The sequence below is a fragment of the Dyadobacter sp. NIV53 genome (assembly GCF_019711195.1).
Classification (GTDB): Bacteria; Bacteroidota; Bacteroidia; order Cytophagales; family Spirosomataceae; genus Dyadobacter.
The window spans coordinates 1147609-1171025 of record NZ_CP081299.1; the positions used below are offsets into that span (position 1 = coordinate 1147609).

General features: G+C 43.7%; 16 protein-coding genes. 8 read left to right on the forward strand and 8 right to left on the reverse strand.

Annotated features, from left to right (window positions below; translation table 11 throughout):
* Positions 1-157 precede the first annotated feature (157 nt).
* From KZC02_RS04480 to KZC02_RS04495, 4 genes are all read left to right on the forward strand, one after another.
* Positions 158-1108: an AraC family transcriptional regulator gene (locus tag KZC02_RS04480; RefSeq protein WP_221393021.1), complete on the forward strand. Its 951-nt coding sequence runs from the start codon at positions 158-160 to the stop codon at positions 1106-1108.
* A 79-nt stretch (positions 1109-1187) separates the two neighbouring features.
* Positions 1188-1940 (forward strand): SDR family NAD(P)-dependent oxidoreductase, encoded by a 753-nt coding sequence (locus tag KZC02_RS04485; protein ID WP_221393022.1) that lies wholly within the window; start codon positions 1188-1190, stop codon positions 1938-1940.
* A gap of 433 nt (positions 1941-2373) precedes the next feature.
* Positions 2374-3300, forward strand: a complete 927-nt coding sequence (locus KZC02_RS04490) for a hypothetical protein (protein ID WP_229253989.1) — start codon at positions 2374-2376, stop codon at positions 3298-3300.
* 14 nt (positions 3301-3314) lie between these two features.
* Positions 3315-4784 (forward strand): MBOAT family protein, encoded by a 1470-nt coding sequence (locus tag KZC02_RS04495; RefSeq protein ID WP_221393023.1) that lies wholly within the window; start codon positions 3315-3317, stop codon positions 4782-4784.
* 187 nt (positions 4785-4971) lie between these two features.
* Here KZC02_RS04495 and KZC02_RS04500 read toward each other — a convergent pair whose 3' ends face one another.
* The 5 genes from KZC02_RS04500 to KZC02_RS04520 all read right to left on the reverse strand — a co-directional run bounded on the left by KZC02_RS04500 (position 4972) and on the right by KZC02_RS04520 (position 10284).
* Complete coding sequence (locus tag KZC02_RS04500; RefSeq protein ID WP_221393024.1) at positions 4972-5352, reverse strand: VOC family protein; 381 nt, start codon at positions 5350-5352, stop codon at positions 4972-4974.
* 170 nt (positions 5353-5522) lie between these two features.
* On the reverse strand, positions 5523-6344 hold the full coding sequence (locus KZC02_RS04505; RefSeq protein WP_229253990.1) for a helix-turn-helix domain-containing protein: 822 nt from the start codon (positions 6342-6344) through the stop codon (positions 5523-5525).
* Between the two features lie 86 nt (positions 6345-6430).
* Positions 6431-7897 carry a TolC family protein gene (locus KZC02_RS04510; RefSeq protein ID WP_221393025.1) on the reverse strand — a complete coding sequence of 489 codons (1467 nt, stop codon included), beginning with the start codon at positions 7895-7897 and terminating at the stop codon, positions 6431-6433.
* Positions 7898-7925: 28 nt separating this feature from the next.
* Positions 7926-9287 carry an HlyD family secretion protein gene (locus KZC02_RS04515; RefSeq protein WP_221393026.1) on the reverse strand — a complete coding sequence of 454 codons (1362 nt, stop codon included), beginning with the start codon at positions 9285-9287 and terminating at the stop codon, positions 7926-7928.
* Positions 9280-10284 carry an ABC transporter transmembrane domain-containing protein gene (locus tag KZC02_RS04520; RefSeq protein ID WP_221393027.1) on the reverse strand — a complete coding sequence of 335 codons (1005 nt, stop codon included), beginning with the start codon at positions 10282-10284 and terminating at the stop codon, positions 9280-9282. The genes KZC02_RS04515 and KZC02_RS04520 overlap by 8 nt, the downstream gene beginning before the upstream one ends.
* A 290-nt stretch (positions 10285-10574) precedes the next feature.
* Here KZC02_RS04520 and KZC02_RS04525 point away from each other — a divergent pair, with 290 nt between their 5' ends.
* Together KZC02_RS04525 and KZC02_RS04530 are read left to right on the forward strand one after the other, a co-directional pair.
* On the forward strand, positions 10575-11456 hold the full coding sequence (locus tag KZC02_RS04525) for a DUF808 family protein (RefSeq protein ID WP_221393028.1): 882 nt from the start codon (positions 10575-10577) through the stop codon (positions 11454-11456).
* Between the two features lie 670 nt (positions 11457-12126).
* Positions 12127-16008: an ELWxxDGT repeat protein gene (locus KZC02_RS04530; RefSeq protein WP_221393029.1), complete on the forward strand. Its 3882-nt coding sequence runs from the start codon at positions 12127-12129 to the stop codon at positions 16006-16008.
* 79 nt (positions 16009-16087) lie between these two features.
* Here the strand turns inward: KZC02_RS04530 and KZC02_RS04535 are convergent, their stop codons facing one another.
* Both KZC02_RS04535 and KZC02_RS04540 read right to left on the reverse strand, forming a co-directional pair.
* On the reverse strand, positions 16088-18346 hold the full coding sequence (locus KZC02_RS04535) for a response regulator (protein ID WP_221393030.1): 2259 nt from the start codon (positions 18344-18346) through the stop codon (positions 16088-16090).
* Positions 18347-18366: 20 nt separating this feature from the next.
* Positions 18367-18966 carry a redoxin domain-containing protein gene (locus KZC02_RS04540; RefSeq protein ID WP_221393031.1) on the reverse strand — a complete coding sequence of 200 codons (600 nt, stop codon included), beginning with the start codon at positions 18964-18966 and terminating at the stop codon, positions 18367-18369.
* A 324-nt stretch (positions 18967-19290) separates the two neighbouring features.
* Here KZC02_RS04540 and KZC02_RS04545 point away from each other — a divergent pair, with 324 nt between their 5' ends.
* Entirely contained in the window at positions 19291-19455 is a 165-nt protein-coding gene (locus KZC02_RS04545) for a hypothetical protein (protein WP_221393032.1), read from the forward strand.
* Positions 19456-19656: 201 nt separating this feature from the next.
* On the opposite strand, the gene KZC02_RS04550 is transcribed toward KZC02_RS04545, so the two are convergent.
* Entirely contained in the window at positions 19657-21123 is a 1467-nt protein-coding gene (locus tag KZC02_RS04550; RefSeq protein WP_221393033.1) for a Gfo/Idh/MocA family protein, read from the reverse strand.
* A 421-nt stretch (positions 21124-21544) separates the two neighbouring features.
* Here KZC02_RS04550 and KZC02_RS04555 point away from each other — a divergent pair, with 421 nt between their 5' ends.
* Complete coding sequence (locus tag KZC02_RS04555) at positions 21545-23392, forward strand: gliding motility-associated C-terminal domain-containing protein (protein ID WP_221393034.1); 1848 nt, start codon at positions 21545-21547, stop codon at positions 23390-23392.
* The last annotated feature ends 25 nt before the right edge of the window (positions 23393-23417 follow it).

Consider the following 23417-nt stretch of genomic DNA (forward strand, 5'->3'; position numbering starts at 1 on the left):
TCATTATAGATTGAGAGAAAAACATCAATATATATACGTCCTATTCATTTATAAATTACTCAAAATCCCGCTTTTGCCAAAGTAACTTTCCGGAACACCAGAGCTTAAACACTTATGTAAAATTTTTAAGTATATTTGTTTTTTACATAAAACAATCATGAACACGACCTCTTTTGAAGAACTATGCTCCCGGTTTTCCAACGGTTCCTCAACAGATCTGAGTGCATTGTTACCGGAAGGGATCCAGCAGGAAGTAGGGCATTTTAATGTATTCAATCTGACGGATATCTTGCAGCCAGTGCTTGAAAAGCCGACGGTCTCCTGCGCTTCCCGTGCATTCTACAAAATCAGTTTTCTCACAGGCAGCTCAGTGGCTGAGTATCCGGATATGTCAGTTGAAATCTCACAGCCGACACTTATTTTTACAACACCGAAGAGCCCCTTTTACTGGTCACCGACAGGCCGGCAAACCGGACAGTTCTGCGTATTTACAGCAGAATTTCTTCATCCTGCAAGAAGCGGTGTTATACTGGACGAACTTCCCATTTTCAAGTCGCCCGAACATCCTGTTTACTCACTCTCAGATTCCGATATTGCCAGGGCACAAAGTATTTTCAAGAACATGGAAGCTGAAATAGCCTCCAATTATGCATATAAGTATGACCTGCTCCGGGCCTACACGCTCGAACTGATCCACCTCGGGCAGAAGTTACAGTCTACCGTCATGCTTCATCCCAATCACAGCGCTCCGGCACGGACTACATCCCTGTTTCTGGAATTACTTGAAAGACAATTTCCACTCGAAAGCCCGCAACAGAAAGTAACCCTGCGTACGGCAAAACAGTACGCCGACCAACTGGCAGTACATATCAATCATTTAAATAAGGTACTTAAAGAAACCACCGGCCTGACTACAACTGAGCTCATTGCCGGAAGGTTACTACAGGAAGCCAGGGCATTGCTACGCCATACCAACTGGACAATAGCTGAAATTGCCGACAGCCTGGGTTTTTCTGATTTTGCACATTTTGCAAAATTCTTTAAAAATGAAACTTCTTTTTCTCCCGGCGCTTTTAGGAACCAGGTAAAAAGTTTGAATTATACATAAAACTGATTGACTGGAACAAACAAAACGATTATCATCAGGCGGACATTTGTATTGTTTTTTAATCCGTACAAAAAGGCTCATGATAACTCAAAAAATCGCATTAGTAACCGGTGGAAGCCGTGGAATCGGCAAAGACATTGCAATAAGCCTGGCAAAAAAAGGCGTTGATATTTTACTGACCTATCGCAGCAACCTGGCCGAAGCAGAGAAAACTGTGGCTGCTATAAAATTACTTGGAAGGAAGGCAGTTGCCTTGCCGCTCAATACCGCAGACACGAGCAGTTTTGACGAATTCTTCCTGCAGGCTGCTGCCGAATTGAAAACAACTTTTGGCACAGACCGCTTCGATTTTCTCATCAATAACGCCGGAACCAGTCTTACGGCTCCTGTCACGGAAACTACCGAAGCGCAGTTCGATGAAATGATGAATATTCACTTAAAAGGGGTTTATTTTCTTACGCAAAAGGCCTTAAGCCATCTTCATGACGGCGGAAGAATTATCAATATTTCCTCTGCAGTATCACGTGTCAGCTTCCCGGGCGTGTCTGCGTATGGGATCATGAAGGGCGCGATCGATGTATACACGAGGTTTCTGGCTTTGGAACTGGGAGCACGTGGAATTTCAGCTAATGTCGTCGCGCCTGGTGCAATTTTTGGCGGAGGCGCAATGGAGGATACACCCGAAATCCGTGCCTATGTGGCAGCTACAACTGCCCTTGGTCGCGTCGGCTTACCGGACGACGTTGGCGGCGTGGTTTCATTTCTTTGCAGTGAAGACGCCAAATGGGTCAATGGCCAGCGAATTGAGCTGACCGGCGGTATGAATTTGTAATTAATCGCTTCACAAATAAGTCTTCTCCGACCCCATAAGCAGTTTCGGAAATTAATCAATGGCTTATACTATCCATATTTTGGATCGTATAAGCCATTTTTAATTTGAATCGAAAATGGCATCGGACAACGCTATTTAACTCACTCTTTAATAGCTTATTACCGTTAAATAATAATTTTCTTCACTGTTATTTTCCGGTTAAAATAATTTATAACCCGTTTATATTTTTGCAAAAAATTTATTGATTTCCAATTTAAAACCATGGATAAATACCATGGATTACAATTTAATTATGTTTAACAGCCATGAAAAAAGTACATTATTTAAAAGCAGTTTGCCTTGCGGGAACACTGGTTATCCTTTCCCTCGTCGGTTGGGAATCTTATCTCCGCCTCCAAAAATTTACATTGTCATACAATGATGATGAAAGTCTTTGGGCCAGTGCCAGAAAAAAGTATATGATACTTCACCAGCAGGCCCGGTCCTGGTCGGCACTTCACGTACCAAGTTTGACATTGACCTGGAAACCTGGGAAAGTATCACCGGAAAAGCTCCTGTTCAGCTGGGCATAGTGGGAACCAATCCACGCCCTATTCTCAGCGATCTTGCCAATGATCCTGATTTCAAAGGGACAGTGCTTGTCGATGTTATGGAGATGCTTTTCTTCATGCCGGATGGTTCATTTGCAGAAAGTTCAGCAAAGAAAAGACTTGATTATTATCCTCGATGGTCCTTGTCACAGCAGGCAGGATTTCACATAGGCCGTAAGCTTGAAGATCATCTTTTATTTTTGGACGAAGAACGGTTTTCACTGAACTCTATGCTGAAAAGGCTTCCCATCAAAAGCAGGCCCGGCGTTTTTGTATTCCCAAATTTCCCTATGGATCTGGAATATGCTTCCCCGAACGGCCAATTGGCCTTTACCAACAGATTTCTTCAGGATACAAGTGCCCAGCATGAGATACAGGGTGTTTGGACAAAACTCGGGCTTCTCAGTACAAAGCAGGGTACCGGAGGTGATACCCTGACGAACATCATCAATTCGGTAGCCAGGTCGGTCAACCAGATCAAAGCACGTGGTGGCCGGGTCATTTTTGTCCGTTTCCCGTCCAGCGACCCTGTGTGGGCAGCTGAGCAAAAGGCATATCCGCGAAAACTTTACTGGGATAGATTGTTAAAGGAAACCGGTGTGACAGGCATCCACTTTGCAGATTACCCTGAGCTTTCCCGGTATCAATGTCCTGAGTGGTCACATCTGGCACCAGCTGATGCCAGGACTTTCACAAAAGATCTTACCAGAATTATTGAGGCCAAAACCAACTGGCCGCTACAAAATGTATTATCTCAAAACAATTTCTAAAATTACAATTAGCCATGGTTTTTAATTCTTATAGTTTCGTACTTTTTTTTGTGCTCCTGCTAACGCTGCACAATCTCCCGTTTTCCTGGAAAACAAAGAAGATCAATCTTTTAATTGCCAGTTACCTCTTTTACGCATTGTGGAACCCACCCTTTATATTACTGCTTTGGTTGTCTACAATAGTTGATTTTTATATGGCCAAACTGATTTCGGTAACAGAAGAAAAAAACCGCCGTAAGCTCTGGCTTGCAGTCAGCCTGGTTTTAAACCTGGGCATGCTGAGTTATTTTAAATATGGCGGCTTCCTGCTCGAAAACTTTACGATCCTGATGAACTCGCTTGGTGTTGCATTCCAGGCAGCCAAACCGGATATCATTTTACCGGTCGGGATTTCCTTCTATACATTTGTAACCTTATCCTACACCATAGACGTATACAGACGTAAGTTCGAACCGGAATCATCTATTTTAGACTTTGCATTGTTTGTTACTTACTTTCCGCATCTGGTAGCCGGCCCTATTGTTCGTCCCGAGGATTTAATACCGCAATTCAAGCAGCCACGAAAAGCCAGCTCCGAACAAATGATCTGGGGCTTGTTTTTACTGACATTGGGTTTGTTTCTCAAAGTAGTCATTGCCGACGGCTGGCTTGCAGAAGCTTCGGACCTAATTTTCAGCCTGCCATTTCCTGTCAACCCGCTCGATGCGTGGTCTGCGGTACTGGCGTTTTCCGGACAGATATTTTGTGATTTCAGTGGATATTCCACTTGCGCGATTGGCGTCTCATTGTGCCTTGGTTTCAAATTACCCGAGAATTTCCAATATCCCTATGCGTCGATAGGCTTCTCCGATTTCTGGCGCCGCTGGCATATAACACTTTCCACCTGGCTGCGCGATTATCTTTATATTCCTCTGGGCGGAAACCGCGTTGGCCGTTTTCAGACCTATATTAACCTAATGATCACTATGTTATTGGGTGGTTTGTGGCATGGCGCATCCTGGAATTTTGTTATTTGGGGTGGTCTACACGGAATCTTTCTTTGTGTTGAAAAAATCGTGAAGGTCTGGTCACAGAAACGGCGCAAACCTGCTATGGCTGAAGAGTTGGTACTTCAGGCCACTATCATACCGATACGCAGCAAAAATGCTTCGAACTTTTTGCTGGCATTACTAACCTTTTTCCTGGTAAATATTACCTGGGTATTTTTCCGGGCCCCGAATTTCGATTCCGCGATCCTGATATTATTATGCATGTTTGGTGTTATCACCCAGGGGCCTAAAATGCTGAGTACACCGGATATGTTCAAAATTGGCATCGTTACAATGGGGCTTATTTTTAGTCACTGGAATATGCGCAACCGTTCAGTGAAAGGGTTGTTTCAATCGCTTCCCTGGTGGTTTTCGGGAACTATATGGGCATTCATGCTGATCCTGATTATCCTCACCCAGAAAAGTACAGGTTCGTTTATTTATTTCCAGTTCTGATAACCAGGTTTTTAACTTGTTTTTGGCTGGAGAGAATGGTTATAACTACCAATTCTCTCCAGCCAGATCATAAACTCACGAGTAATTTTGTCTTTGATTTCATTCATTTTTAGCCTGAGCCAAAGGATAAAACCTGTTATCGGTAAAATTCCCGAGACTGGACGACAAAATATATGCTTTAAAGCTCTCATTTCTTCTGTGGCACGTATTTCACCAGATCTATTGCAACTCCATTAGGGTCTGTTATTGCGAAATGCCGGTCTCCCCAGGGTTCGTCTCTTAATTCAACCGATATTTTGACACCTTTTTTCTTAATCTCTTCATATAGTTTGTCAACATCGTCTGTTTCGATAGTCAGGTAAACTCCATGACCAGTAAATGGCTTGTGAAAAAGCGCCTGCTGGGATGGATGTTCCGGCAAAAGAAAACTAATTTCAGCACTTTGATCCGGGGTATGCAGCAACAGGTAAAATTCGTTTTCAAATGTTACACCAAAGCCCAGTTTTTCTGTGTAAAAGGACTTTGTTTCAGCAATTTTTGAAGTAATAATTCCTGCGTTCAGTTTCATTGTGTTTTTTGGTTTAGATGATTTACTGGTTTGGGAAATAACCCGTGTAGAAAAGCAAATCGCAATTAAAAGGACTAAAATCGTTTTGGTTTTCATATTCTTAATGATTGAATGTGCTATACAAAGGTCGTTGCACGGGCAAAAAGAACATTGTAAAAAACGGACAAAATCTACCTTCCGAAAGCCCTGGAGGGTGTAACACCATAGAAGTTTTTGAATTCCTTGATAAAATGTGCCTGGTCATAATAACCGGCATCGAAAACAAGTTTGTTTTCACGAAGGCTCTGCTGCGAAGGTTTCGCACGAAGTATATTTTGAAACCGCACCACCTGACTGAATGTTTTGGCTGAGCTGCCAATGTAAAACTCAAAAAGTCGACGCAGTTGCCGAACACTTACACCCACGTCAAGATCTGATTCAACATGAAGTACACCAAAATTTTCGAGGATTATTGAAACTGCATTCAACAGTCTTGGATCAGGCTCTGTGACGCTTTGGGAAAGTATCTGGTTAAAGTATTGGTCAAAGACCGTTTTGATCTGCTCCGAAGTCATTTCGTTATAAAACTCTTGTGAAATGAAACTGGCTGTTTCCGGTAAAACAACGTTCAGATATTCCCAGCGATTACTCAATTCTGATGCATTAACCTTAAAAAGCACTGGAAACATGGCCGGCAGAAATCTTACACCCACATAATGAAACTCGTTTTCCAGTGGAAATTCCGTATAATTTTTACAAAAACCCATAACAAAATTTTCCCTTGGATCTGTCAGATCAAAATAGATATCAATGCAACCATCTGCAACCACCTGGTATGTGAAGGGCGCGTTGAGTGGCTGACAGGTTTTTAATTCCCAATAGCACAGTATATGGTTTTGCAGTAACTCATCCGGCAGAAATTCAGTGTACAATACCTGCTCCGCAGATTTGCTAACCGTTGGCTGTACCGGCATGTAAAGTTTTCTGATATTAAGTGTTTGATTCAATACCATGAGCCTGTATGGGTTAAATAAAAACCGATGATTTACAGCAAATCAATTACAGGAGACTTGTGCGGAAAGGAAATGATTACGAGATATTACAAATTACCGCGATTCATGCCACTTTGAGAAGTACCTGCGGCATAATAAATTTCTGCAATCGTTTTTTGATATCCAGAAATAATTTCTGCCATTTTAATCCTCATATCAATTAATTTAGTCTCCCGGCTATTGATTAAAAAAAGTGTGCTCTCTCCTAAATCAAACTTGGCAAGTTCCCCCGATACTAAAAGCTGCTGATTGTCGATACTCCTGGCCTGAAGTGTCAGCTGTGCTTCGTAAGCCTTTAACACATTATAGGCACTCATAATATTAGTCCGTATTTCCCTGCCTGTCTGCTGGACATCGTATTTTAATGACCATTGTTTTACCTGGACTTCGCGAAGCTTCCCCCGCTGTTCACGCAGGAATAAAGGAAAGCTGAAATCAACACCAACCTTGTAATTGCTCCACTGCAGTTCATAATTATCAGGCACCCGTCCATTAAAACCATTACGGCTCGTAAGCAGGGAACCGCTGATGTTCAGCTTAGGTTTAAGCATTTCCTTTCTGTATCTCCGCTCCCACTCCAGCTGCATTCCCTTGTATTTTAGCATGGATAATTGCGGGTGGTCATTTAATCCGCTGCTGACCAGAGTATCAATTTGTGTCTTTACTATCCGGACTGGTAATTGATCGGCCGGCTGGGGAACAGCTTCCAGTGGCAATTCCAAAGGATCAGCCTTTTCGCTCCAAAGATGGTTTGACAGAACCAGCCGGGTATTGGCCAGCTCCATAGTCATTTTTTCAAGCTGAAGACTCCGCTCCTGAACTGTAATAGCTGCTTCAATCGAATCTATGGCAGGTTTATCGCCCATCAGGGTCTGATTCCGGATAGCCTGATACCGGGTTATCGCCAGATCTGTCCCTTCACGGATCAGCTCGTACTGCCTGTAAGCATAAAACCAGTTCCAGTAGTCTTTCACCGCATCAAACCATACTTTATTAATTTGCTGTATCTTTTGTGCTTCTGCATAATCCACCATGACCCTGGACTGCCTTAACGTATTTCTTCTTGAATCAACCAGCAGGCCTTGCCCAATGGGGATATTAAGGCCAAGGCCGGTTAGTCCGGGTACACCTGTCTGCGTCTCCGGATTGGTATAAGTGCCTACGTTCCGGTCATAACCGATTTTAAGATCAGCTCCCGCAAGCCATAAAGGCACTTTCAATTCGTTGGACCATTTGTTATAATATTCGCTGCCGCCAAAAATTTTCCTGCTAAAATTGCTTTTTAATGCCGGATCAAATTCACCCCAGGCTGTCACTACTTTTGCCTTGGCCTCCTCACTTAGAAGGCCGGCCTGTTTTACAATAGGATGGTTGAAAAACACAAGCTCTTCCAGGTCTTTCAGGGTAAATATCCGGCCCGAATCCAAAGTGGTTCGCTGCTGCGAAACACTTTTGGTTACACTTATGACCATCAAAAGGCATATTGCCAGTATTTTTCTATTAAGATACCTCATTTTAAGCTCTGTTATTAACTTTATCTCTTTACCGGGTTCCTGGCTGAACTTCTGGTTCAGCATCCAGACTAGGAGGAAAACCGTTAAGCTGACGCCACATTTCGTACCAGAGAGGAACCGACCGGAGTATAACCCGGCCATATACTCCGGATCCCTGACGAAGCTGTTCCGGCCATGGCTGATCCTTTGCAGGAGCGGGACTTGTTGGCCTGACCAGTAGCCGGTATTTGCCTCCTTTACTACTGACAAGGTCTATCACAGAAACTTTTCCTGAAAATGTACCAACAGCAACAGACGGCCAACCTGAAAACTGAACCGAAGGCCAGCCTTCAAACTGTAAGCGCACCTCGCTGTTATCCAGGATAAGTGGTACGTCCATGGCATCAACATAAATTTCCGCCGCTACCAGTGGAGATTCCGGCTGTAATGTGACGATAGATTCCCCTTCTTTGATATTTTCACCAATCCCGGCTTTCAATGTTTTCACCACGAACCCGCTCTGAGGAGCCCGCACCACGTACAAACTTCTCCGGATATTTGTATTGGAGATTTCATTCCTGAGCTTGGCTATTTCTCCCTGCACACCTACTTTACCTGACAATGCAGAGCTCAAATCCGATTGTGCTTTGGCCAGTGACTGCTGATACTCGGCCTGAATGTTATCCAGTTCTATTTTGGCGTTACGCAGGGATTGTACAGCGTTATTTAATTTGTTCTGCTGGCTGATCACCTTTGCATTATCCTCCTGAAGCTTAAGCCTGCGCGACTCAATATCGGTCAATGAAAAGAGCCCGCTCTGATAACCCGACTCGTACCGTACGAGCCTTGCCTTACTGATTTCGTAAAACTTACGGATAGCTACCAGGTCAGCGCTGTCTATCTGCACGTTGTTCTCGGCCTGAAGTACCTTATTTCTTGCGGACGTAAGTTTGATCTCCAAACCTCTAGTCATAGCACGGATCTGTGCAGAAGTTGCCTGCATTTTCTGGGATGCCGCATTTTCACTGCCTTCTTTTGCTGTGAGTTGCTCCTGAAGGCGTTCGGGCAACTCAGGATCAAAATAGGATTGGCTCGTTTCAGAAATAATCAGCAGTGTATCTCCTTTCTTTACCTTTTGCCCTTCTCTAACCGCCCAATGTTCAATTCGTCCGCCAATCTGGTTCTGCACATTCTGAGGCCTGTCTTCGGGCCTTAAGGCTGTAACATATCCCCGCCCCGGAATTGTCTGCCGCCAGGGAAGAAACAGGATAATAATAAACAGCAACAATAATAACAGCATAATACGCCCCAGAAGCCGGGGGCCACGGGTAGTAAGTATCTGCCGGCCGGAAAGCACACCAAGTTCTTCCCATTTTCCATTTTCGAAGTAATTCTTTGCTTCACTAGTCATGTGCCACCTCACTTTCTTCAAGTTCCAGATCAGTAACCGCTGCCAGTTTTTCACTGCCGGTTACCATATCAAAAATAGTATTCAAACTGGTCATAAATTTTTCAACTGCATAACTGATCTGGACAATGATCACCTCAGCGGCTACAAATTGCCCCAGCGTCATCTGACGCTCGACTACATAATACGAACCCAGCAGTAAAAGCCCTCCCATCAGAATTGTCCGGAGTGCCACTGAGCTTGCAAAAAACTTTCTTAATATTCTGAAATGATCATTGCGGGCTTTTAAGTATTTGGCCGTAATCTGGTCTGTTTTCAAAATTACCGAGCTTAGTTTCTCCGGCTGGTTGCGGTACTGATCCAGATCAGCTGCCACCTGCTCGAGGTAAGCAACGACTTCGTATTTGTGTTCGGATTCCTCAATGCTGGTTTTAACGCCTACCTTATAAAATAACGCTAACATCAACAGGATTACCAAAACAGTAAAAATCCCGAAAACCATGAAAACCGGGTGATAAAACGAAAGCAGGATAGCAGCAAAAAAGATCTGTACCGCCGCAGCCACTACATCCACCAGTAGTTTTGTAAGTCCTTTCTGGATCGTGATCACATCAAAAAAGCGGTTTACAAGTTCTGCGGGATTTTCGCCGTCAAATTCCTTTTGCTTAATTCGGGGAAAGCGGTATGCAAATTCCAGTGTTGCCTTGGCAAAAATTTTCTGTTCCAGCATTTCCACCAGCGAAAGCTGCGCGATCAAAAGAAATCCTCCGACAGCCACACCAAGAAGAACGACACCGATCAAAAGATAGGTCGAGCTGTACAAGGCACCATTGGAAAGAAAATTGAAAACGGCTGTGGTTCCCAGAGGAAGAGAAAGGCCGATCAAACCAATTAATATGGCGTAAATAAAAATATAGTTAATTGTAGTTCTTTCGACATAAAGCATGCCAATAAGCCGTTCCCAGGGAGTCGGGGAATCGGCCTTATGTTTCTTTTTCATTAAATAGTATTATTAAACCGATAACAAAAGAAGTTTTTATTTCCTCGTATAGTGTAAAAAAATCAGGCCACAGCTATCAGAAAGTTTAATCTTACATAAAAAGTCCTAATTGACTGACAAAATAAAACGGAGAAATATTATATTGTCATTCACTGGTAACATGGAGAACACAATGATGAAATTTATATGCTACCTGTTTATTACCTTCGTGCACATATCAGGCATTTGAAAAATTTTAACTAACTAAACAGGGCTGAATTTTTGAAATATTCATACCAGTCAAACACAATATGGCATCAGGATTTTTTGCGATTTTAGATGATATAGCTTTTTTAATGGACGATGTTGCATTGGCAACGAAAGTAGCAACACGCAAAACTGCGGGAATCCTGGGTGATGATCTGGCCGTGAATGCTGAGAAAGCTACCGGTTTTCTGTCCGAACGGGAATTGCCTGTATTGTGGTCGATTACCAAAGGCTCGCTGCTCAATAAACTTATTATTGTTCCTGTTGCATTACTATTAAATGTGTTCTTTCCGGCAGCAATCAAATTCATCCTACTATTGGGAGGGCTGTACCTGGCTTATGAAGGTGTTGAAAAAATTGTAGAATACTTTTTCCATCCTGCAAAAAAGGAACATGAAACCATAAAAGAAGCTGAACCGGAAAGTGGTGCTGCCGACGCAGACAATGAAAAGAAAAAAATAAAATCAGCTGTAACGACCGACTTTATCCTGTCAATTGAGATCGTGATCATTGCATTGGGAAGCGTTGTTGAACAGACCTTAACTATTCAGATAGTAACGGTTTCTGCGGTGGCATTGCTCGCAACAGTAGGTGTTTACGGCATAGTTGCACTCATCGTGAGAACGGATGATGCTGGCTTTAAACTGATTAAAAAATCAAATGATAAAGGTTTCTTTTCAGTATTAGGTCATCTGCTGGTTAAGTCCCTTCCTGTTATGATAAAAATATTAGGTGCTGTGGGAACGGTTGCTTTAATTTTGGTTTCAGGTGGGATTTTTGTTCATAACATTGAATACTTACACCATTTTTTACCAGAACTTCCTGCCACGGTGAAGGAGTTTGGGATTGGTCTGGCGGTGGGTTTAATTGCTTTCCTGACCACAACAGGCTTCAAAAAAATAGTTTCCCTGACTAAAAAATCGTAATTAATACACGGTCTTTGCGCCTGCTGTAAAAAAGCACGGGCTTCTCTCCCATTCAGTCAAGATAGTTGTGGTAAATATGAAATGACATTTATCAAAGGGTTCAAAGACAAAAAACCTTTATCACGTTCATCCTGACTTTTGTCGCGGGAATAATAACCAATCACAATGACATCTTGCTTGTCAGATCCAGCAATTGGCTTGGCAAATGCGGGACAAGTATTGCTTAAATATTTCCTTTACCACGTTTTTCTAATTACCGGGTAGTTGGAATTAAGAGCTTCTTAATGGCTTTCAGATAATATTTCTGTTTAAAAGACCTATTGCTTTTACTTCGCAATTCCCTCAAAATATCCATTCTGTTTTTTTACAGTTTGGGTAGGAAATATAATTTATCCGGTCTGGAATAAAACATAATAGAGATTTTTCAGGCATGTACACCTTTTGTATACTCCTTTTCCCATCCCGTTGACCTTTTGTGCACCTTCTGAAATTGCTGTCGGGAATATTCTGTCCTAGGTTTGCATCGCCTTCCGGAAAATTTTGGCGAACAATACTCTTACAACCGCTTTACAACCAGACAACTGTTAGGATAGCGGCAAATCAATAATGCAAATCCTGTAACTATCATTTGAACAAGAGCTAAAAGCTCAAACTATCTAAACTTAACGTCATGAAAAAGAATTACTTATGCTTAGTTTTATTATCCTTATTATCAATTGTCTCTAAGGCACAGACAATTGATCTTGTAAAGGACATCAATACAGAAGGTACCTATCGGGGTATCCGGACAAAAGAAGCAGTGACCGCAGGAGGCCTGTATTTTGCACTGGCTTATGACGAGATCAATAAGCTGAATCTTTGGAGAAGCGACGGCACCGCCGCGGGAACTTACGTACTGACTGAACTGCCCGAAATCATTGATGTCCCTCCCAAAAACCTTACTGCCGCGGGCACAAATGTATTTTTTGTTGCACTGTATGATGGCCGCTACTGGCTCTTCCGCAGTGACGGAACAAAGTCAGGCACCTTACCACTGCATCCGGTTTACAGCTCAGCATACGAAAAGCTCGACATTTTTGAATACAAAGGTGCCGTGTACTTTTCGGCATACGACGGGACAACAGAAAACCTTTGGAAAACCAATGGTACAGTAACAGGAACTGTAAAAGTGAAAAGTTTCCCATCGGCACCTTTCGGTTCAACCGGGCCTTATGATTTCTTTCAATTTAACGGATTCATGTATTTTCTGATTCAAACAGGATCAGGGCAAAATGCAACTTACAGGCTCTGGAAAAGCGATGGTACAACAACAGCAACTGTGTCCGGGCCGGTTTTTTCAAGCAGTTTTAAGCCGGTTGTTCTCAATGGATACATGTATTATTCCGACGGCAAAACCCTGATGCGGACGGATGGAAATACGGTAACAACTATAAAAGGAGCTTTTGCAACCGCAGGTAGCCCGGTGCTGGCAGGCTCAACGATCTATTTTCCGGCCGGACAACAGTATACCGATACAGAACTATGGAAATCTGACGGTACTACTTCGGGTACGGTCCGTGTAAAAGATATTTATTCCGGTGCTGGCAATGGTTCCGAGCCTACGCTGCTGACCAATGTTAACGGCACCCTGTTTTTCGCGGCAAGAACGTCTGCCGAAGGTTACGAACTTTGGAAAAGCAACGGTTCAGATGCCGGCACTGTGCTTGTTAGCGACTTGGATCCGGCTGTCGAAGTGCAGTTTGACCGCATGTTTGCCATCGGCAAGCAGGCAGTCTTCTTAACCGGTTACGGATCCGGGCAGACGCTTTGGAAAAGCAACGGCACGAATACAGGTACACAGAAAGTGGCTGAATTTCCGGTAAGCAATCCTGTTAATGTTTCCGGAAATGTATTTTTTAATGGTGTAAGTTCATCTGGCTCCCAGCTATACAAGTCGGATTTTATTGCAAGAACCATAAGGATCACTACCCTCTTCCCTCCTGGCTCTTATCCGGGCAACTTTGCGAATTTCAATGGTGTTCGTTATATGCCTGCAGATGACGGAATAAACGGGCGTGAGCTTTGGAAAACCGACGGGACAAGCGCGGGAACAGTCCTGGTAAAAGATGTCATACCTGGCCAGGCAGGTTCAAATCCTGAACAGCTGACAAAAGTAAACGGAAACCTGTTTTTTGTCTCTAATGAAAAGGAAATCTGGAAAACCAATGGAACAGCAGCGGGTACCGTACTCGTGAAAAATGTGGTTCAGGCTGCCAGTGACCACATAGAAGGCCTTATTGATGTAAATGGGGTACTGTATTTTGGTGTGGTTTCATCAGGCGGGACACTCCGGCTCTGGAAATGCGACGGAACAGCTGCTGGCACAGTGCAGGTGACCAGCTTTCCTTCCACTCCCGGCTTTAAACCGGCCATAATAAGCGGTCAGCTCGTTTTTCCGGCCTGGGATGGCACGGATAGTTATGAACTTTGGAAGACAACAGGTACTGCGGCCGGTACTACGATCATTAAAAATATAGGTGGACAGGATGGTGCCAATACTCTTATGCGTTTTGGTGCAACAATCCTGAACGGCTTCCTGTATTATACGATCGAAAATCCGGCTGGCCTGCATCTGGTCAGAACGGATGGGACTACTACCGGGACTGTTATCGTAAAATCTTTGTATAGCATGTCAGACGCGTATGTTGGTGGACTCACCCAGGCCGGCGGGTTGTTGTATTTCAGTGCTTACGAATATTCGGGTGATTCCCAGGAATTCCTTTGGAGGACCGACGGTACATCAGCCGGTACATTCAGGCTTGCCGGCTTCGATGGCCATCCGGATATCTCTAATTATATTTCCGGAGGAACTTACGCAGCAGGCCTGTTCTATTTCATACCATTTGATCCGGACAACGGTGACCAGTTATGGGTCAGCAACGGGACAGCCGCAGGCACACGCCTGGTCAAAGAAATTGGAGCATTATCCGGTAAGAGTGACAAAAGGCTACTTACGGCCGTTGGGAATATTGCCTACTTTACAGCATCCGATCAGGTACACGGAAAAGAGTTATGGCAGACAGACGGTTCAGATGCAGGCACCAGTATGGTTCAGGATTTTAACCTAAACGGAAGCTCAGGATTTAATAGTGTGACCAACTATAACGGAACGCTGCTTATGTCTGCCAATAATGGATCGGCCGGAGCAGAACTTTACAGATATCAGGCATTGCCTCCCGCTTCATTGCGGATCAATGCAGGCGGTGCAGCTTTTACCGCATCCGCGGGCCGCAGCTTTTCAGCCGACCAGTATTTCAGCGATACTACACAGCTCTCAGGAATACCCGTTGGTGACATCCTGAATACGGCCGACGACCAGTTATACCGGGAACAGCGCTTTGGTTCGACCTTTCAGTATAAAATTCCCGTTGCCAACGGACAAGTGAGCGTCGTACTGCATTTCGCCGAACTTTTCTGGGGAGTTCCGGGAAAAGGCGGTTCCGCCGGGACTGGCAAACGCAGGTTCCATGTTGATATGGAAGGAGCCAGAAAACTGACCAATTATGATATTTTCTCCGCGGCCGGTGGAGCGATGCGTGCCAGAACAGAAACATTTACTGTGAACGTAACAGATGGTATTTTAAATATTAACTTTCTGACCGGTGCAGCCGACAAACCGATTATTGCGGCTATTGAAGTCGTACCTACGCAGTTAGTTTTAGGGCCGCTTGGTGACGCCACAGTACGTAATACACCTAATAATGAAACTAATTTTGGCACCCTTGCAACTCTGGAAGTCAAGACCGGAAGCCTGGCCAGTTATGAGCGGAATGCTTACCTGAAATTCTCACTGGCAGGCATCAGCCAGGTAGGATCTGCCAAACTGCGCCTGTACGGTTCCAATGTACAAAACAGCGGTAATGTCAGCTTAGCTGCCTATGGTGTGCCAAGGGACAGCTGGGCAGAAACCGGCATTACCTGGTCGAACGCCCCGTTCATCCCAACAGAAGCAATCGGCTCAGTGAACGTAAACAATGCTGCTAAGTACTACGAAATCGATGTAACGGCATTTGTTAAATCCGAGCTTGCAGGGGACAAAATTGTCACCCTCTTCATAACGAACCCAACGAACCAGAATATTCAGCTAACTTTCAATAGCAGGGAAAATACCGCTAACCCGCCCCAGCTTATCATTAATGCCGTATCATCGCCAGCGGTAAGGGCCGGAGCTGAGGACGATATGACGGAAGTAGTGCCAAAGACACAGATTGAGGCTAACATAGAAACTGAGTTTGTAGCGTCCAGCCTATATCCAAACCCGGCAGGAAAACGCTTTACAGTAAATGTATCGGGCAAACATAAAGGAAATGTGGATTTGCAGCTGATCAATTTATCGGGCAAAACATTTCAGGTACAATCCTGGCAAGCAACTGCACCCGCATCTCTGCACGTTGCCTCAGCATCTCTGCATGAAGTGGACGTCACGCCCATGCAATTATCGAAAGGCATATACATTATGAAAATCCAATCCAAAACATTCACCGAGACTATTAAGGTGTTGCTGACAGAGTAGTAAGATAAATTAAAAACAACCTCCTTTTCGGAATAAACCAATTCTGAAAGGGAGGCTGTAATATCAAATAGGCGCCGGTTTATTCAAGAGGCAGGAAGATCTTGTTGTACCAATTTTGCAGCTTGTTCATCAACTCCTGTATTCTGATTGGTTTCCCCAGATAATCGTCCATACCAGCCTCAAGACAATCCTTCTCCGTATCCCCCATCATGTTGGCTGTCAGGGCAATGATAACCGGCTGTTTGACGATGGTTTGCCTGATAAGCCGTGTAGCTTCCAGACCATCCATAACCGGCATTTGCAGATCCATGAAGATAAGACCATATTCTTTTTGATTTGCAGCTTCAAGTGCCTCCTGCCCGTTGTTGACTATATCAGGTTCGTATCCAAGTTTACGCAGGATATTCAAAATCACCCGCTGATTCATTTTGTTGTCCTCGGCTACCAGCAACCTGAATGGGTGTTTTTGATAAAAATCCGTGAATAATTTCTTTTGCACAAAAGCTTCGGAACCGCTCGGTATTTGTTTCTGAAGTGCGTTAAGAATATGTTTACCTATAACATGCTGTCTGGCTGGTTTGTTAAGAACAGAAGCAAAAAGACCGTATTGATCCCCAACAAACTCCTTGCCGATAGAACTGAGCAGGACAATAGGAAGGTTAGGAAACGACTGTTTTATACTTTTTGCGAGCATCAATCCATCCATTTGTGGCATCTGCATGTCTGTGAGTACCAGCTTAATGGCCGGATTTTCCTGTAATAATTGTAGTGCATCCACCCCATTATCAGCCATTATCGGTTGCAGGTTCCAGGACTCAAACTGCCGTTTTAAAATTGCCAGGTTTGTTGCATTATCATCCACTACAAGGATTTGTTTTCCCTGATGTGCCGCCATATCATACTGAATATAAGGCTCTAAAAGTTTGGTACCTTTCCGGGTATTTATGGTAAATGAAAAAGTAGAGCCTACTTGCGGTTCGCTGGCCACATGGAATTCTCCACCCATTAAACGTACCAACTTTTCGGAAATCGCAAGTCCCAGCCCTGTTCCGCCATATTTACGCGTGGTTGAGGAATCTACCTGTGAAAATGCTTTAAAGAGACTTGCCAGTTTATCTTCCGCTATACCAATACCGGTATCTTTTACCGCAAACATCAGATTCAATTCTTCCTGTTGATCTTTTTTATGCAAATTGATAAAAATGCAAACTTCCCCTTGCTGCGTAAACTTAAGTGCATTGCCAACAAGATTGATAAGTACCTGCCTGAGGCGTAATGAATCTCCAACGATTTGTAAAGGCACCTGCTCGTCAATATCATATACCAGGTCAATTCCAAGTTTTGTCGCCCCGGCCCCAAAAATGTCCAGAACATCCTCCACACACTGACGCAGGTTGAAATCTTCGGTCTCCATGTCGAGTTTACCCGATTCAATTTTCGAAAAATCAAGGATATCGTTCAGCACATTGATCAATGCATCACCACATGTTGCAATAGTATCGGTAAACATACGCTGCTCCTCAGAAAGCGACGTTTCCTGTAACAGGGCAGCCATTCCGATAACCCCATTCATAGGCGTCCGGATCTCATGGCTCATAGTGGCCAGGAATATACTTTTTGCCTGATTCGCCTTCTCAGCTTCCTCCCGGGATTTTTCAAGCTCAACGTTGGACGCCTGCAGGAGCGTATTGGCCTGTTTCAAATTTTCTTCACTGATTTTCCGTTCATGCGAAAGCTGGGCTTCGTTTTCAAGATCAGCCATCTTAATCATCTGCTGAATATGAATATCACTGTATTTTTGCATCATATAAGCCCATAAGCCACTTATCACGAAGATGACTGCTGCCAGAAAGATATGGATTCCAAAAGTAACCATATCAAAATAGTCCAGCCTGGTGAAATAAATTTGAGTAAAACCCGAGTTTTGCAGGTAACCGAAAACGGCATGATGAACCAATACAACGATCATCATGGGAATCTGCAGTTTCCATTTTTGATAAGTTATTAGTACGGCACTTCCAATAAAAGCGTAAAAGTGCATTTCAAAGAGTCCGTGCATCTGGTAGATATACTGAGCCATGAAAATTGCCAGAACCACACTCAGGACATACTGGTAAAGATCCGATGAGGGCAGTACGATCTTGGCTGAGTAATAGGCCAGCAAGGAAAGCCCGCCTACACCAAAAGCAATAAGCCAGGTATCATAAAAGGACGCAAAAACAAGCCCCATCAGGAAGTATCCTATCAGGAAATAATTCATAAGCTTGTCCGATCTTTCTTTTAGCCCTAAGACAAGTGAAGCGGTGTTATTACCGGATGGATTGAGATAATACTCCATGATTGTACCTAAAACAAGTTTTAATTTTTACAATAAGGCAGGCTACAGCCATAAGATTTTGAATTCAGGGGATCCAATATGTTACCAGATTTATTACTCAAAAGGCCTGTCAGTGCAATCTTGGCAAAATTGGTTTTCTCATCTGTACAATAGCGGCTGCGGTTATAGTTGCCCCTGTAATATAACTTCCGGTCAGGATTAAGGATCACTGCCTGCGGCGTGGAATATACTCCGCAGTATCCTGCGATATCCTGGTCAAATAAAACTTTCAGGTTTGTACCAAATTTGTTTCGAATCGCCTCAGCAGTGTAACTCTTCTTACTCATCACAACTACTACAAAAGTGACTTCACTCCTGTATTGCCGGACAAGTGATTGAAAATGTTTGATATTAAAACGGGAACACGGACAATCCGGATTGAAAAAATGGATAAAAACAGGCTTTTCCTTTTCATAGCCTGAAAGCCCATGAAAATCAATAACATGCCCAATGGAGACTGGTATATAATTTTTCGGGACAGGCGTAGGCAATTGATAAACCCAGTCATTATACCAGAAGAGTGATATTGCCCCAAATAACAGAACTAAAAGCCACAGGCTTAGAATCCATTTTCTTAACATTTTATAATTAACGTTTGTGTATAGTAAATACAAATTTGAATAAATTCTATATAATTAAAAAATTATTTTATGAATTATATAGAAATAATACGCGTTCGGTAAAGATCTTTATTATAAAAAATCATTAAAAATTGGTGATGGAATGTTTTCAGGGGCATTATTTATGGTAGCATGTAAATTGAAAATTACTGTAAAAAAATAGCATCAATCATAATCCAATTGATTTATAAACCAATTCTTCGTAATACATTTATGGTATAACACGGTAATTTCTTCTGGTTAGGATAATGGCTGCCATCGCATTACACAGACCGGCAAAAGCTGATGCACGTTATTGCTAAACTGCCACAAATTATTCTACACGTCATCATTCAGGGAAAATCTGAGCTCCTGACCCTTGGTGCTATACGGATGGGAATTCAGCCTGCCAGCAGCATTGAGCTGTGGGCAAAGCAGCCTGGATGTGAATTAAAAGATATGAACAAATAAAAAAGTCTAAAAAGTCATTACATGCTTTGATTAAAACTGTACTGCAAGAAAATATCTGGGTAATTTCCAATTAAGAGTCAAATTATCCACTTATTAAGCATTGTAAATAGTGGCGCTAAAAAGTTTCAGCAGCACCAAAGAAAAGCGCTTTGACGATCCTGTGATTGTCAAAGCGCTTTCAATTTTTTTAACTGAAAAGAATTAAACTCCCAGGCTCCAGCCATCGCGGTAATTGCGGCGAACAAACTGGTTTACTTCATCGAAGTTGGTTACTTTCATATTTTGTGCATCCCAAAGCATCTTCATATTACTTCCCGGATAAGTGAAGCCTTTTCCATCTTCTCTCGCCTTTGGCATGTCTGCACCACGGATTGCCAGGTTTGCTCCCAGGATCGCTTCGGTCAACGGGCCGGCCAGGTCGAATGGCGAGCTCAGTTCCATTTTACCATAACCCGCGATACAGCCTTCCACCCATTGTGCATAGTGGCCATCAGCGCTTCCAGGTACGCGGGCAAATTTCTGTTTCACTTTTACTTCCTGCATTTTGCTTAGCGGAAGCAAGCGCGGATCGGCTGCGTATTCGCTGGCCATCATCTTGCCTTTTGAACCTACAAACAAAATACCGCTGTTTCCGTCTCCGAACAATTCGTTCGGGCCAAGTTCTTCCGGACGCTCCGGTTTGATACCGCCGTCCATCCAGTGCATGGTTACAGGCCCTTTTGTTTTTGGTGTTTTCGGAAAAGTAAGTGTCGCGTGGCTCGACGGCGGGCAGCTGTCAGGAAAAATACCTCTTTTGCCAAATGCCGTAAAAACACTTCCTACACTTGCCTGCATATCCGTTGCATATTTCAGTCCAAGCACCCGGAACGGAGCTTCCATCAGGTGGCATCCCAGGTCACCCAGTGCGCCGGTTCCGTAGTCCCACCATCCTCTCCAGCTTCCCGGGATCAGGTTTTCTACATAGTCTTTTTTCGGCGCGGTACCCAGCCATAAATCCCAGTCAAGTTCTTTCGGAACTGGTGGTTTATCGGTTGGCCAGGGTATGCCTTGTGGCCAGATCGGCCGGTTGGTCCAGATATAAACCGTATCCACGTCACCTATTATGCCGGCATCATACCATTCATGCAATGTTCGCACGCCGTCACCTGATGAACCCTGGTTTCCCATTTGGGTCACCACTTTATATTTCGCTGCTGCTTCCGTCAGTTTTCTGGCTTCGTAAATGTCGTGCGTCATCGGTTTTTGCAGATAGACGTGCTTTCCGAGCTGCATCGCCGCCATGGCTACCACCGCATGGGTATGATCAGGCGTGGAAACTGAAACGGCATCAAAGTTCTTTGATTCCTTGTCGAACATTTCCCGGAAGTCCTTATAATATTTGGCTTTGGGGAAATTGGTAATGCTGGTCGTAGCACGGCGATCGTCGACATCGCATAAGTAAGCAATGTCTGCTTTGCCGCTTTTAAAAAAATGAGAAAGATCGGACGTTCCTTTGCCACCGACCCCAACACCGGCAACGGTCAGCCTGTCACTTGGCGCTATAAAGCCTTTTCCGCCCAATACATGCCGCGGGACAATCATAAAACCAGCTGCAGTTATGCCCGCCGCTTTAACAAAGTCTCTCCGGGAAGCAGTCGACTTTTCACTTGTTGTACCTTTTATTTCCATTTCGGGTTTTGGTTTAGTGCTTTTTGCAGTAGAAAATCCAGCCTTTATTCCTTGTTTTTTGAAAACACATTATTTTGTTAAGCAGATATTTTCAATAATTTACTCAAAAATAATTTACCAAGGTTGCTTTCTGGTGCTGAAACAGGCTGGCTTCTCTATTCAACTATGCCTGGATTCTGTTACTTAAAGGAAGCAGTTCACTAAGCACTTATACGCAGGCACCAATTGTTATCCCTCTATGTGGGAACTCTTGCCATAAGGTGGATATGGCACAAAATATTATTTTTCTAAAAGTATTAAATTTCAGTTATTCAAAAAATAACATTGTACTATTACGCTAATAACTGTAATCGGATTAATTAATAATTTATGCCCTGACGGAATGCCATTTTATACACTTTTTTGCCGGGAATAGCTTTATATGAAGAAATCTTTAAAAGGCCTGGTTTTTATTTGGTTTGCCTTAATTTGGTTTTTCCCTGTTTCCGGACAGGATCTTTCAGGCTACTGGCAGGGGATGGACTTTGGCCCAAGACCGAATGCCGTCACTTTCTGGCCCACCACGATGGAGCTCACCCAAAATGGCAACACGATCAATGGAAATTGTTTTCAGCAGGTTACAAGCCAGACACCTTATTTTGTACTCTGGAATATCAGTGGCGCCTCAGTGAACATGAATGCAGGTGAAATGGTTTTTTCACAAATTACAGGGATGCACATTGCTGATTTTGCCCTGCTCTGTTACAGCAAATTTTCTTTTACATATTATCCCGAAGAAGAAAGAATACTGGGAATGAGGGAGTTTGATTGCGGCATGAAGCTTACAATGGATTTGTACAGACTCAGGCTCAAAACGCGCGATACTTATTGCGCAGGAGAAATGGCAACAATGGAAGTGACAGGAAAAGATGTTCGCTGGTATCCTGACATACAAAAATCGAAATTGCTGCACAGCGGTAATTCCTATGAAACACAGGTAACTCGCACCGACACTTTTTATGTAACGCAGACCTTCCACGACACAGAAACGCCCCCTGTACCCGTAATAATTAAAGTTAGCGAGCCCAAAATCCAGGACGTGCAGGTGACACCTGCCAGCTGCGATGCCGATAACGGCACAATTTCAGTAACGGCCACAGGCGATGCACCAATGAATTACAGTCTGGAATACGGCATGTACCAGTCATCCCCCGTGTTTACGGATCTGTATGCGAATAATTATCTGGTAATTGTCAAAACAGGTGCAGGGTGTACGGTAACGCGCGCTGTAAAGGTTGAAAAGAAAACGCGTCCCTCCTTTTTAACGGTGTATGTCGATCAGCCCTGCACGTCTGAAACCGGTATACTTCGGGTAAGGGGGCAAGGTGGCTACGGACTGCTCACTTATTCACTTGACAATCAGCCATTTCAGGAATCAGGCGTTTTTCCCGACTTGCAAAGCGGTGAGTACAATCTCCGGGTAAGAGATTCGATAGGTTGCGAAATGGGTATGGTTGTGAAAGTAGAGGACAAAAATGATGCGGTTACTTTGCAGGATATCAAAGTTGAAAATGCAAAATGCGGAGCGGAATATGGCTCTGTCTCAGTGATCGCAACAGGCTCAGGTGAACTGCAGTACTCGCTGGACGGTGAAACGTATGTAACCTCAGCTTATTTCCCGCAGGTTGAACCGGGAGCATACGAGATTTTCGTTAAAGATCAGAGCGGATGCACAGTGAATAAAAAAATTGTTGTCGGAAAAGCCCCGGCACCGGTAATACACAATGTCATAGAATATAATGCAGGCTGTAATGAAAGTGACGGGGCTGTTTCGATATATGCCACAGGTAGTGGCCCGCTGTTGTATTCCATAGACGGGATCAATTTTGTGACTGATACTACATTCACCGGCTTGTCACCTCTTAATCAAAACGTGATGATCGTTGATACTGCCGGCTGCAATGTAACCCGATCCATTACGATCGGTGAAAACTGTTTTGAAAAAGTATACATTCCTACGGCGTTCTCTCCTGATCTTGATGGCAAAAATGAAGTGATGGACATAAAATTTTCCAGTACCCAATTGAAAATAAGATATTTCAGGTTATTTAACAGATGGGGAACAGTGGTTGCATACAGTGATCAAACGATACAAAGCGGGCATGCATTATGGGATGGTTTTTATAAAGGTAATAAAGCACAGCCCGGCTCTTACCCTTATGAATTATTGGTTGAATTTGAGGGCGGCCGTAAACAAGTGATCAGGAATACGATCTTGCTGCTTCGATAACTCACAGATTGCCCGCATTTTTCGA